Source organism: Streptomyces sp. NPDC048248, assembly GCF_043201875.1.
Lineage (GTDB): Bacteria > Actinomycetota > Actinomycetes > Streptomycetales > Streptomycetaceae > Streptomyces.
Window position 1 is genome coordinate 178932 of the sequence record NZ_JBICZL010000003.1, and the last position, 12299, is coordinate 191230.

Sequence of the window (12299 nt, forward strand, 5' to 3'; positions counted from 1 at the left end):
CCGGGGCACCGGACTCCGCGAGGTGGCGCAGGATGCGTTCGTGCTCGGCGTCGGTGACCTGCACGCCGGAGGACGGGAGCAGCTGGGGGATGCCGTCGAGTAGCGGATAGCGGCGGCGCAGCCGGGGGTTGTAGAGCACCTCGTCGTCGGCGAGCAGGGACAGCGGTCCCTTGTCGAGCGGGCAGGCGAGGATCTTCAGCAGCGGGTCATCGGGCTTCATGGCTCAACTCCTCTGTGTCAGCGGCGGGGAGGGGAGGCGGTCGGGGAAGTGGATGCGGTGGTGGACGGGGATGCGGAAGGGGGCGGGGGCCTGCTCGGGGGCTGGAACGGGGAAGGTGGCGGTGCCGTGCTGGCATCCGGGGCTGGAGTCGGGGCCGAGGAAGGGGCCGGCGCCCGGAGCGGTGCCGGGTCGGGGTGTGTGGCAGGGCCCGGGGCGTCGGGGGTGTCGTGGCGGGGCAGGGCGAGCAGGACGGCGACGGCCACGCCGGTGCCACCCAGGCGCAGCGTGAGGGGCAGCGGGTCGTCGGGCAGGGGTTCGCCGAAGGTGAAGGTGCCGAACGCGGTCGTGAAGACGCAGGTGACGGTGGAGCAGACGGGGACGATCACGGAGGCGCGGCAGCGTTGCAGGGCGGTCTGGGACAGGACCAGGCCGGTGGCTCCCGTGAAGAGGAGGAGGTAGGGATACGGCGAGCGGAGGAGTTCCGCGGCCGCGCCGGGGATGTCCCGGGTGGTGAGCAGCCCGGCGACGCCCTTGATGGCCAACGAGCTGACCCCGTAAAGGAGGCCGACGGCCACGCCGTAGGGGACGCCCGCGGTCGGCAGGCGGTGGCGGCGCCTGGCGCGGCGTTCTGCCGAGCCGTACAGCAACAGGCCCGCGGCCAGGGCCGGTACGGCGACGGCGAGCAGCGTCGCGGATGGCGCGGTGCGGGCGATGGCCGTCGCGTCGTCGCTCCGGAGCGAGGACACGACCATCACCAGCGCGACGAGGATCGCAAGGATGCTGCGCCGCTCCCGTCCGCTGGTCCGTTCACCCAGCACGACCGAGGAGAGCACAAGCAGCAGGACCAGGCCCGAGACGAAAATTCCCTGGGCCGCGGCGATGGGGAGGGTGCGGTAGACGGCGAGTTGAGCGGCGAAACCGGCAGCCAGGGCGAGCGAGCCGCCGATCCACAGCGGGCTGCCGAGGAGGTGGCGGACGACCCGGGCGGGCCGGCGGGTACTCAGCGCGGGCAGTGTGGACAGCGCGCGCTTCTCCAGCACGAAGCCGGTGCTGTACAGGACGTTGGCGAGCAGAGCGGACGCCACGCCCCACCACAGCATCGCCCTACTCCCTTCTCCGGCGGGCATGCGCGAGCAGGATGGAGGCCAGGGACGGGACGCGGCAGGCCGCGCGGTCGAGAGGGCGGAGCGGGCGCGGCACGTCGTGGTACGGAGCCCCGGCGATCTGTACGACCTCGAAGCCGGACGCGGTGAGGAAGCCGCGCAGCGCGCGAGCGGTATAGAGGCGCAGGTGGCCGACGACCTGGGTGCCGGGGCGGCCGTGGATACGTCGCATGCTGACTTCCGAGAAGACGGGCTGCACTCCCGCGAGCAGCAGACCGCGGTTGTACCAGGCGGCGAGATTGGGGGTGGACAGCATCAGATGGCCGCCGGGACGCAGGACGCGGTGCAGTTCGTCGAGCGCGGCGTCGGGGTCGATGAGGTGTTCGACGACCTCGCTGAACAGCACGGCGTCGGCGGCCCCGGAAGCGAACGGCAGTCCGCCGTCGCTCAGTTCGCCGCGCACCGCGCAGGGAATACGGGTCGCGGCGCGGCGCAGGGCGTCCTGCGACCAGTCGACGCCGATCAGACGGTGACCGGCGAGGACCTCCGCGGCGGTGGCCGCCGCGGTGCCGTCTCCACAGCCGATGTCGAGGATGGTGGCTGCCGGCGCCCCGGAGCGTACGGCCCCCAGGGCGTGCGCCAGCAGCAGCGCTTGGCGCCTGCTCCGCGCGTCGCCCGACGCGACCGGTACGGCCGGATTCTCGTAGAAGTCGCGCAGTCCGTCCGGCGGGGCGCCTGTGCCCCGGCGGCTCGTGTCACCGGGCCTCGACGGCCCGGCCGGGCTCCCGGCGGAGCGGGTATCGGGCGGCCGGGTCATGGGGCGTCTCCTTCGGCCGGAGGGGCGGGAGAGAGCGGTGGCGGCGGGGCCTCGGGCGAAGGACCGGTCCAGGAGGTGGCCGCGAGGGAGTTGGCGAAGAGGGCGCCCAGGCGCGCGCCGGCCGTGTCGTCCAAGAGGGCGTGCGACCAGCGCAGCGCGAGCTGGATGCGGCCGCCGACGGAGACCGTCGTGACGGTCAGCCCCCGTGGCATTCGGGCCGGTGCGGAGAACCACACCGCGGTGGGACGGCCCCCGTCACCGAAATCCAGGGGGTAGGCGATGCGGCCGATGTTGGAGAGCAGGGTGGTGGAGGTCCAGGGCGCGGCAGCGGTGCGCAGGGCGCGAGTGGCGGCCGCTCGAAGCCCGACGGGCAGGACCGGGGCCGTCAGCAGCGTTCCCGCCAGGCCGAGTTGCGAGCCGGAGGCCGACTTGAGGGCTCGGGTGCGGGACGCCGTACGGCGCAGCAGCCGGGTCACCGCGTCGGGGTCGGGCGGGTTGGCACACAGGAGCTCGGCGTCCCGGTGCTCCTCGGGGCCGAAGCCGACGGAGACCAGCCGGGTGCCGTTGCCGATGGGCATATCCGTGCCGCGTGGCCGGTCGTCGACGGGCATGGTGACGACGACGGGGGAGGTGGGGCTGGCGTGCAGCCGGTTCCAGCGGGCGACTGTCAGGCAGGTGGCGACGAGGAGTTGGTCGTTGACGGTGTAGGGCGCCCGGCCGTCGACACGCGGTGGACGGGCCGGCACGGGCAACTCCACGATCAGCATGCCGTTGCCGTTGTGGCGGTGACCGCCGGCGGCCTTGTGGTTGCCGTGGTCGGCTCGCTCGGTGCCGCTGCCGGTGCCCTCGCTGTCCGCCACGACGCCCTGACCGGGGGCAGGGTCGGGGGCAGGGCTGAGTGCGGAGTTGTCGCCGGCTCCGTCAGCGGCGTACCCGGGCGCGTGCCCGTCCCCTTGCCCAACGCCGTGATCGGCGGCGATGCGGGCCGGACGGGAAAAGGCGCGCCGGGCGGGTAGTGGGGAGCCGGGCGGGGTGGGGTCGATGCCTGGTCCGGCTCCGTGGGGGCGTACGGGTGGTGGGGCAGGGGAGTTGTCCGCGCCGCCGTACAGTTCGGCGGCGGTGGCCAGGACGCGCAGGCAGGCCGGGCCGTCCAGTGCCGTGTGATTGATGGTGAGCAGCAGGACGGTTCCGCCGGCCCCGCCCGACCGTTCGATCACCTCCAGCCGTACGGGCGGTGAGGTGTCCAGCGGCGGGCAGCTGACGAGCGCGCGTCGCCTGGCCTGCGCGAGGGCGTCGGCGGTGGGGGGCGGGAAGAGGACCGGGTCGGTGTCGGGGGTGGCGGTGAGCTGCCACGCGTAGCGGCGTCGCCACCAGCGGACGGGGGCCTGCCGCATCAGGATGCGGGGGTGACGCGCGAGCGCCTGGTGGAAGGCGGTGCGGATCCTGGCGTGGTCGATCCGGCCGGGGAGGTGCACCTCGATATGTACGGTCTCCGGCTCGTCGTCCTGCAGACAGTGGCGGGCGATCTCGTCGACGACGGGGAAGGGGACGCGGCCGACCGCGGGCGCGCGAGCCGGGCCGGAGCTGTCGTCCTGCCGGTCGCTCGGGGCGTCCATGGGCCGGTGCAGGCGGTCATCGGACGGCTCGCCGGACGGCTGGTGCCGAGCCGGTTCCAGTGCGGTCATCGGGTGGTCTCCTCCCCGCTGTCGTCGGGTCGGCCGAGGCGGTTCCTGCGACGGTGCTCGGCCCATTTCGGCCCGCCGCCCTGTGATCGCCCGCAGGCCATGATCGGTCGACCGGCCTCGACCGCGGCGTTTCCCGCGACCGCGCGACCCGGCGCGTCGACCACAGGACCGGCACCCGCTCCGTCGGCCTCAGCGGAGGCTGCCGTCCCGGGTCGGCGGCGAGGCAACGGAGGTGACGCGGACGAGGCCGCCGGTCCCGAAGGGCCCGAAGAGGGCGACGACGGGGACGCAGGCGCGGCGGGCGCCGATGGTGACGCTGTCCCCCGGCTCGCCCGTAGCGCGCCGGTGGTTTCCCGTCGCGGGGGTACGGTCACGACCGCTGCCGCGAGCGCAAGGAGGGCCAGGGCCTGTGCCGTGCTGCTGAAGGCACCCCGATCGGCGGCGACGGGCTCGCCGGCGCCGAGGGCCGCGGTGATGCCCGCGCCGAGCATGGCCAAGAGGGCGAGTGGGACGAGTAGTTCGGGCCGTCGGCGGGCGAGGACCGCCAGTACCGGCACGACCAGGGCGTACGGGCCGGCTGCCAGGGCCACCACCGCGGTCAGGGCGAGCGTGCCCACGAGCCAGGAGGCTTCAGGTGGTGTGGGGATGGCCGGGGGCGGCGTGCGGGGGGTGCGGCGGATCAGGGCGGAGGCGAGTAGCAGCAGCACACCCAGCGCGCCCCCGAACAACCCGAGTTCGTAGGTGGTGGCCGGTCGGTAGGCCAGTTTCACGGTGCCGCCGGCGCCGGCCGGGACGAGGAATGCCTGCTGCCAGCCGTCCACGCGGAGCGGCGTCAGTTCCTGGCCGTTGAGGGTGGCGTGCCAGCCGTCATTGGCGTTCTCGTGCATCTGGAGGTAGGCGGCCGGGCCGGACCCCACGGCGACGGAACGGCGATCCCCGGACCAGATTTCGGCGGTGACCGGCCGGGCGGAGGCGGCGCTCGCGGAGGAGCTCCTGCCCGGGCCAGAGCCCGAGTCGGCACCCGAGCCCGAGTCGGCACCCGAGCCCGCACCCGCGTCGGCACCGCTCCCCGCGTACCCGTCCGCCCCGTTGCCCCCGCCCGTGGTCAGCGTGATGTCCGTCAGCGCAAGCGGGCCCTGGTCGCCGGCTTCCACGCGGTGGCGGCCTGCGGGCAGTTCCAGGCGGCCGTCGCGGGCCTCGCCGGCACACAACTCCACATCGACCGGGCGGCGTTCGGTGAGGTCGCGGACGTATCCGGATGCCTTGGTGGCGTGCAGGGTGCCGTCGACGGCGAGGGCCGGGCCCTGGCCGCAGCCGAGGGTGAACCGCTTGCCGGCCGCGGGCCGCGGAGTGCGGTACTTCTCCAGCGCCGGAAGGTAGACCTCGCTGAGACCGACGGGCAGCTGAAGGGCCTGGCCGGCGACCGGGTTGTGCAGGGTCAGCGGTTTGACCTTGCTGATGGTGATGTCCAGGCGGTCGGTGGTGATCGGATCGAAGCGGGCCTGCCCGTTCTCGTCGACGCCGGCGGTGGCGGCCCCGTCGGGGGAGTTGATGAGGATCTGCTCGGGGCGGGTGGAGACCCCGCCGGCCGCGGCCAGCACGATCTGGTCGACCTTCTTCCGGCCGGGCCAGCGCAGATGCAGGGTGGGCCGGTCGCCCGCGATCCAGGCCGTCGTCAGATCACCGTCGACGAGGTTGCGGGGGCTGAGCGACCGGCCGAAGCCGAAGCTCGTGGAATCGGCGGTGGCGGTGATCCGGTCCTTCTGCTCGGGCGCCGTCCGGTCGAGGAGCCGGTCGAGTTCCGGGCCGGGCACGGCGAGCGCCTTGCCGGAGACGACGTAGGGCGCGTCCGCGCCGGTCCGGAACTGGCGGTGCAGCCCCACCTCGGCGGAGACCGGCGACAGGCCGCCGGGGTCGCTGCCGCGGTGCAGCGAGTAGCTCGTGACGGCGGCGTCGGACTTCTGTGCGTCGGTGGGAAGTTGCAGCAGCCGGGTGACCTGGACCCCGGGGACGGAGATCTCCGAGAAGCCGGCGCCGGAGAGGCCGGCGCGTGGGGTCTGCGAGCCGAGAATGGTGACCTTCAGCCATGTCGCCGTGCCCGCGGGGGCCTTGACCTGCTGCTTCGTTCCGTCCGGCCGTAGCGGGCTCTCCGCGCTGCCGCGGTCGGTCTCGACGCGTACGGAGGTGGGGGCGGCGCGCAGCCCGTCCCCGGGGAGCGGGGTGAGGGAGAGCGCGGCGGGCAGGGTGGTGGGCCGGGTGAAGGCGATCCGGGTCCACTGGCCCACGGGGTCGCCCGCGCTGCCCTCCGCCCAGGCGGTGTCAGGGTTGCCGTCGAAGGCGTTCACGGGGTCGTACTGCGGGAGGTGGAAGAGCCAGTTGCCGCTGGTGGAGGCGGTCACCGAGGAGGCACCGCGCAGTACGGCTGTGGTCTGGTGGCCGGGTCCGGACGTGGGGAGGATCTGCCGAGGCGGCCGGCCGGGGTCCTGGACGCTGTCGGAGTGGTTCGTCTCGCCGGCCGTGTAGGTGTACGACGTGTTGCTGTTGACCAGCCCGAAGCGGGTGTCGGCGCGGCGCAGCCCGTCGGCGGTCAGCTGGAGCGGCAGGGAGCCGATGCCGGGATGGCGGTCCCCGGTCAGCACGGTGGGGCGGTGGCGCAGCGCCGGATCGGCCGACAGCTGCAGGAGCGCCTCCGGGCCGCCGCTGAGCTGCGCGGTGTCCGCGACGGCTCCGGCGGTGACGGGTCCGGGCTTCGGGGTGTCCCGAGGCCGGTAGATCTCCACGGAGCGCTGGCGGGGGTAGAGGCCCTGGATCTGGAGCGGGGCCCCGGCCGGAATGCGGCCGCCGGTGGTCAGCGGCCCGAAGGACGCCACCTTGCGGTAGCCGGAGGCTTCCAGGGTGCGTTTGACGGTCTGCGGCGGGACATAGCCGATCTGGTCCGGGTCGAGGTCGTTGCGTACGACCACGTCGTGGAGCCCGGCCCGGTGCAAGTAGTCGCGCAGGCCCGGTACTTGGGCACCGGTGAGCAGGGCCTGCTCGACCGCGTCCAGGGTGCGCCGGGCGCCGGGCGTGCCGAAGGGGACGAAGTCGCGCTGCGCCCAGGGCGAATCGGCGAGGACGTCCAGCGGCTCGTCGATGGGGGAGCCCCAGGTGTAGATACCGTGTGCGGTCGCGGGGACGACCAGGGCGCGATCGTTCGGACTGTGGCTCTTGAGCCAGCCGGCGGTCTGTTCCCAGTAGGCGGGGAGCCGGGTGAAGGCGCCGGGCTGGAGGATGCTGCCGGTCAGGAAGGGCAGAGCGAGGGCGGGCAGCACCAGCACGGCGGTCAGCAGCGGGAGCAGACGCGGCGAGAGGCGACGGGCGGGCGCGCGGCGGCGGGCGCCCTGGCGTGCCCCGATGGCGGCGAGCAGGTGTGCCAGCCCCAGCGCGAGCGCCAGTGCGAGGCCGGGCGCGAACTTGTAGATGTTGCGGAACGGGCGCAGCCAGCCGTTCAGCCACTCCTGCCACACGGCATGCAGCGGGCCGCCGAGCGCTCCGTCGTAACCGGCGAGTGCGATCACCGCGACGGCCAGAACCGTCAGCAGCAGCCAGCGCCGCTCGGGCAGATCCCGGCGGGCGAGCCCCGCGAGGCCGAGAGCGGCGGCCAGCGCCGAGCCCATCACCGCGAACGCGTTGGACGTCATCGTCCAGCCGGCCGGCAGCCAGGGCTCGCCGAAGTTGAGGTAGCCGACCCAGTTGCCGGCCCCGCGCAGCAGTTCCGTGGCGGACATGGTGCCCGTGGTGGTGTCGGCCTGCTCGATGAACGGCATGAAGTTCTCGCCGTGCATCCCCAGCAGAAGGAGCGGAACCACCCACCAGGCCGTGGCGAGCAGCACACCGGGAATCCACCAGGTGAGCAGCCGCGGCCGCCGTGGCCCGGTGCGGGAGAGCAGGTAGAGGCCGACGGGCAGCAGCGACGCCAGCGTCGTCGCCGCGTTGACGCCGCCCATGAAGGGGATCAGCAGCGCCGAACGGGTCGCGGCCGTACGCGTGGAGAGGCGCGGGTCGGTGAGGGGGAGCAGGACCCACGGCAGCAGCGCGCCGGGGAGCGCGGCGGCGGAGGTCGAGCCGATGACGATGGTGAAGGTGGGCCACAGGGCGTAGCAGGCGGCTGCGGGCAGCCGGGCCGACGGTGCACCCACGCGCAGCCGTTCCATCAGCCGCAGCGCGCCCCAGAACGCGACCGTGACGATCAGCGACATCCACAGCCGCTCGGCCAGCCAGACGGGCAGCCGCGCCAGATCGGCCAGGCCGTAATAGGGGAGGGTCGGGAAGGCGTAGCCGATGTACTGGTCGGCGATGCCGCCGAAGCCGGCCCGGTCGTGCCACAGCTGCCCGAGGTCACCGAGGAACTTCCACGGGGCGGTGGTCACGCCGAGCTTCGTCTCGAAGGTCATCCGCCCCGGCGAGGGCAGGAGGAAGCCCGCAAGGGCGGCCGCCCAGAAGGCGAACAGCCAGCGTCTGCGGCGGGGTTCGCCCGGCGGTGGACCGGCCGGGGTGGGGGCCGGGGCGCCACCCGGGTCGGGCGTGCCCGGTGACATGGACTGTTCGAGGGTGTGGGTCATCGTGACCGCCGGGGGACGAGGGGCTGCCGGCGCGCCGGGCGGGGCGCGGTCACGGCAGCCGCCGGAGGATGAGGAGAAGGTTCCAGGTGGCGACCTCGCGGACGCCCGGGATACGGGGAATGCTCTCGGCGAGGAACGGCGCGTAGCGCGAGCGGGCCGAGACGACGGCGATGTCGTCGCGTGCCCGTACCTGGCGCAGCGTGCGGCCGACGTGCACGGCGAAGAGGTTCTCCCCCAGGGTGTGCTTGGCCGGCCGGCCGGTGCGCCGCCGGTAGCGGGTACGGGCCCGTTCGGCTCCCAGGTAGTGCCAGGGCGCGGTCTCGTGGCCGCCCCAGGGGGAGAGCCAGTTGGTGAAGGACACGTAGATCAGTCCGCCGGGGCGGGTGACCCGGATCATCTCGCTGAGGAAGGTCTGCGGGTCGGCGACATGCTCCAGGACGTTGGAGGAGAAGCAGATGTCGGCGGCGCCGTCGGCGAGCGGCAGCAGATAGCCGTCGGCGACCACCGCGCCTTCCGGGGCGTGGCCGCGGGCGGTGAGCTCGGCCGGGTCGGGCTCGAAGAGATAACCGTGCGCGCCGCGACGCCGGAACTCGTCGGTGAAGTGCCCGCTGCCGCCGCCGATGTCGGCGACCACCGCGCCCTTCAGCGGGACGTACCGCTCGACCTGGTCGGCGGCGTCCCGAGCCAGCAGCCCGTAGCAGCGCTCCGGCTCGGTCTGCTCTCGCAGGAAGGCACGGAAGAGGGTGTAGGACCTGCGCAAGGAAGGGTCGCGCACCGGGAGTTCACCGCCTGGGAAGCGTCTGCAGGAGGGCCTCCGCGGCGACCGCCCGGAAGCTGCGGACCGTGTGGCCCCATCGGAAGCGCTCGGCGCGCTGTGCGGCGGCGGCTCCCAGGGCATGCCTGCGGTGGGCGCTGAGTGCGAGGGAACACCAGTGCGCAGCGAACGCGCTCTCGCCGCGGGCCAGCAGGCCGGTGACGCCGTCGTCGACGGAATCGCGGAGGCCGGGGATGTCGAAGCCGACGGCGGGGGTGTGCCGGGCGGCGGCCTCCATGACCACAAGCCCCCATCCCTCGACGAGTGAGGGGTGCAGCAACAGCCATGCCGAGCAGAGGAGTTGGTGCTTGCGCCGTTCCGAGATGTGACCGGTGAAGGTGACGTCGGGGCCGGCCATCGCGGTCAGCCGCGCCCGCTCAGGGCCGTCACCGACGATCACCAGGCGTCCGCCGGTCACCGGGCGGACCCGTTCCCACAGGCGCAGCAGCAGGTCGATGCGCTTGTACTCGACGAGCCTGCCCATGGCGAGGAAGAGCGGCTCCGGCGCCTCGGGCACGAGCGGGCCCGGTTCCTCCACCCCGTTGTGGACCAGGCGGATGCGGTCGGGTGCCACGCCCAGTCCGTGCAGCGCGGTCGCGGTCGAGCCCGAGACGGCGACCATCAGGTTGCGGCGGTGGGTGCCGGCCAGCGCCCAGTGCTCCAGGCGGCGGCCCAGCCGGGCGGCCGGCGCCGGATAGCGCATGCTCCACAGGTCCGTGTGGACGTGGTTGACCAGGCACACCGTCGGCCCGCGGTGCCAGAGCGGCGCGAGGTAGGGCATGCCGTTGCACACCTCGACCAGCAGGTCGCAGTCACCGACCCGGCGGTTGAACTGGCGTGGCACCCGCAGGAAATGACCGGCATCGCCGCCCGCGGACACCACGCGGTAGCCGCGACCGGCGGTGCCGCCCCTCGGGAGCGGAGCCGAGAGCTCGGGGGAGGCGGGACCGCCGCACAGCAGGGTGACGTGATCACCGTGTGCGGCGAGTCCTTCGGCGATCCGGTCCACCAGGAGCTCGGAACCACCGGCGGCGGGGTTTCCCAGGTCGCGGCGGGCGAGGAAGACGATACGGCGGGGGACCGGGGGCGGCCCGGAGGCGGGGGACGCGAGGGGTGAGGGTGGTGCGAGCGGGACGGGCGGCGCGGAGGGAGCGGGGGGCAGGGACGGTCGTACGTGCTGGGGCATCTGTGCTCCAACTCGTCTCAGGGTGCGGTACCGGCGGTGGGGGACGTACTGCGTGCTGAGTCGTGGGGGCCGTGCTGCGGCAGGTGCTGCGGTGTGGAGCTGTCGCGCTGTTCCTCTCCGCGGCGAGCAGTGGGGGCTGCTGCCGTGGGCCCGTGGCGGGCGTACCGACCGGTGGTCACCGCGCGGCGGTGGCCACGTCGCCCGGTGCCTGACCGCTGTCGGGAGCGGTGGTCACCGGGACCGGCCTTCCTGGGGCACCGGCCCCGGGGACCGGCGGTCTCCGGAACCGGCCGGCTTCGGGCACTGCGGAATTCTGCCGACCGTGTGGCCGGTCGTCTGCGTGTGGGGTCGATAGTTTTCGCCGCCTTGTTCGATGCGGCTACTCACCGGAATGACAAAATCCGCGCCCGCTGGGGCTGATGGTTCATCACTTCGCTCAGGACCGGCCGGTCGGCCGCCTGCCCCGCACCACCAGCACCAGGCCGGTCAGGGCCACCAGCGCGCCCGCCGACGCGGCGCCCACCGGAAGTGTCCGGCCGACCAGTGCGAGCTTGTCGCTGTCCGCCTTCGCCAGCGCCACCTGCGCGCGCTGCGTCGCCGACGTGAACCGGAGATCCTCACCGTGCAGCAGCGTCACCGCGGCACGCCGGGCACCGGGGGCACGCAGCGTCTTGAGCGGCGAGATCGAGGCATTGATGATCCGGCCGGTGCGCTGCTCGACGACCAGCTCGATCCCGGAGTTGGCGTACCACTCCTCGGCCTGGATCTGGCCCTGCTCCGGCCGGCCGACGAGCCGGCCCGGGACCTGTCGGCTGCCGGTTCTGGTGGCCTGCACCGTCCCCGTGAAGCGATAGCCCTGGTACCCCTGGACCTTCCGCAGCCCGGCGAAGCGGAGGGGGACGGCCGCCCCCAGCGTGTTGTCCCACCAGCGGTAGGTCCTGCGCTGCACATCGAAGGGGAACTTGAGGTAGGCCTCGCCGTCGAAGCGGGTCGGGGCCTCCTCGCAGCAGTGCACCGGTGCGTTGGTGTGCCGGTCGGTGACCCAGCGCTCGGTGGTCCACTGGAACGCCTTGCGCGGATCTTCAAGGGCGAGGGTCGGCGGGGTGTCGACCGTGGTGGAGACGTCCCACACGGCCCGCCCGCTGCGCTCGCTCGCCGCGACGTCGCCCAGGACGTGCCGGGTGATGGTGATCTTCTGGCGGTCCCTGGTCCGCAGCGACCCGGTGTCGAAGTAGCTGCCGGTGCCGGTGAAGACGGTGGTGGCGTCGACATCGACCGGGGTTACCTTGGCCCGCGGCGTGACGTACCAGGCCAGCAGGGGTGCGAGGACAAGCAGGAAGACGCCGAGACCCCACAGGATCAGTGCCGGGGGCGACGTCGAGGGGGAGCCTGATGTACCGGATTCACGCATACGAGCACTCCTGGAAGCGGTGAGGGGAGACACGCTCTGGTGCACGTGCGGCGACCTGATGCGCCATGGGCCGGGAACGTAAGGGAACTCTTGACAGGGCGTCAATGCCCTTCCACACTCGGCAGGCACCACGACTGACGTGGTGCCGCGCTGTGGGAACGCGGCACCGAGCCGGATCACTTCCGGGCGCCGGGGGACCCCCCGGCCGACCGGGGCCGTGCCGGGTGCCGCACCGAACTCGACGGGGACCGACGACCGCTCTCCGGCATCGACGAAGGGGCTCACCGCGCCATGCACCGAATGCTCGCCGCCGCTCTGACCGCGCTGACCGCCGCTGCCCTGGCCGTCGGCGCCGCGCTCGGCATCGTCGCCGTACTGGAGGCTCCACCCGAGCAGCCGAACGTGCCACTGGTGACCTTCGACCGGGCCGGCGAGTAGGGGCCGGCATGCTGAGGAGGCCGC

At 73.6% G+C, this 12299-nt stretch carries 8 protein-coding genes and 1 pseudogene; 1 reads left to right on the top strand and 8 read right to left on the bottom strand.

All coding sequences use genetic code 11. The features are described 5' to 3' along the window. Positions 1-13: 13 nt before the first annotated feature. The 8 genes and pseudogenes from ACGFZW_RS06850 to ACGFZW_RS06885 all read right to left on the bottom strand — a co-directional run. Positions 14-220, bottom strand: a pseudogene (locus ACGFZW_RS06850) (Trm112 family protein); the annotation flags it as partial. Between the two features lie 17 nt (positions 221-237). Continuing rightward, positions 238-1320 (bottom strand): DMT family transporter, encoded by a 1083-nt coding sequence (locus ACGFZW_RS06855; protein WP_393891974.1) that lies wholly within the window; start codon positions 1318-1320, stop codon positions 238-240. Positions 1321-1324: 4 nt separating this feature from the next. Next, positions 1325-2140, bottom strand: coding sequence for a class I SAM-dependent methyltransferase (locus ACGFZW_RS06860; RefSeq protein ID WP_393891975.1), 816 nt, complete (start codon positions 2138-2140; stop codon positions 1325-1327). Beyond that, on the bottom strand, positions 2137-3825 hold the full coding sequence (locus ACGFZW_RS06865; RefSeq protein ID WP_393891976.1) for a condensation protein: 1689 nt from the start codon (positions 3823-3825) through the stop codon (positions 2137-2139). Before ACGFZW_RS06865 ends, ACGFZW_RS06860 begins: the two co-directional genes overlap by 4 nt. After that, entirely contained in the window at positions 3822-8426 is a 4605-nt protein-coding gene (locus tag ACGFZW_RS06870; protein WP_393891977.1) for an alpha-(1->3)-arabinofuranosyltransferase family protein, read from the bottom strand. The genes ACGFZW_RS06865 and ACGFZW_RS06870 overlap by 4 nt, the downstream gene beginning before the upstream one ends. Before the next feature lie 49 nt (positions 8427-8475). Then, positions 8476-9201 (bottom strand): class I SAM-dependent methyltransferase, encoded by a 726-nt coding sequence (locus tag ACGFZW_RS06875; RefSeq protein ID WP_393891978.1) that lies wholly within the window; start codon positions 9199-9201, stop codon positions 8476-8478. Positions 9202-9208: 7 nt separating this feature from the next. Further along, the gene (locus ACGFZW_RS06880) at positions 9209-10426 is read right to left on the bottom strand and encodes a glycosyltransferase family 4 protein (RefSeq protein ID WP_393891979.1); all 1218 of its coding nucleotides are present in this window, start codon (positions 10424-10426) and stop codon (positions 9209-9211) included. A 436-nt stretch (positions 10427-10862) separates the two neighbouring features. Next, positions 10863-11837 (bottom strand): DUF3068 domain-containing protein, encoded by a 975-nt coding sequence (locus ACGFZW_RS06885; protein WP_393891980.1) that lies wholly within the window; start codon positions 11835-11837, stop codon positions 10863-10865. A gap of 291 nt (positions 11838-12128) precedes the next feature. Here ACGFZW_RS06885 and ACGFZW_RS06890 point away from each other — a divergent pair, with 291 nt between their 5' ends. Then, positions 12129-12275 (top strand): hypothetical protein, encoded by a 147-nt coding sequence (locus ACGFZW_RS06890; RefSeq protein ID WP_393891981.1) that lies wholly within the window; start codon positions 12129-12131, stop codon positions 12273-12275. The last annotated feature ends 24 nt before the right edge of the window (positions 12276-12299 follow it).

Bases quoted from the DNA above. Each gene is read 5' to 3' on its own strand.
- ACGFZW_RS06860 (WP_393891975.1), bottom strand. From the start codon at position 2,140: ATGACCCGGCCGCCCGATACCCGCTCCGCCGGGAGCCCGGCCGGGCCG.
- ACGFZW_RS06870 (WP_393891977.1), bottom strand. From the start codon at position 8,426: ATGACCCACACCCTCGAACAGTCCATGTCACCGGGCACGCCCGACCCG.
- ACGFZW_RS06885 (WP_393891980.1), bottom strand. From the start codon at position 11,837: ATGCGTGAATCCGGTACATCAGGCTCCCCCTCGACGTCGCCCCCGGCA.
- ACGFZW_RS06855 (WP_393891974.1), bottom strand. From the start codon at position 1,320: ATGCTGTGGTGGGGCGTGGCGTCCGCTCTGCTCGCCAACGTCCTGTAC.
- ACGFZW_RS06890 (WP_393891981.1), top strand. From the start codon at position 12,129: ATGCACCGAATGCTCGCCGCCGCTCTGACCGCGCTGACCGCCGCTGCC.
- ACGFZW_RS06865 (WP_393891976.1), bottom strand. From the start codon at position 3,825: ATGACCGCACTGGAACCGGCTCGGCACCAGCCGTCCGGCGAGCCGTCC.
- ACGFZW_RS06880 (WP_393891979.1), bottom strand. From the start codon at position 10,426: ATGCCCCAGCACGTACGACCGTCCCTGCCCCCCGCTCCCTCCGCGCCG.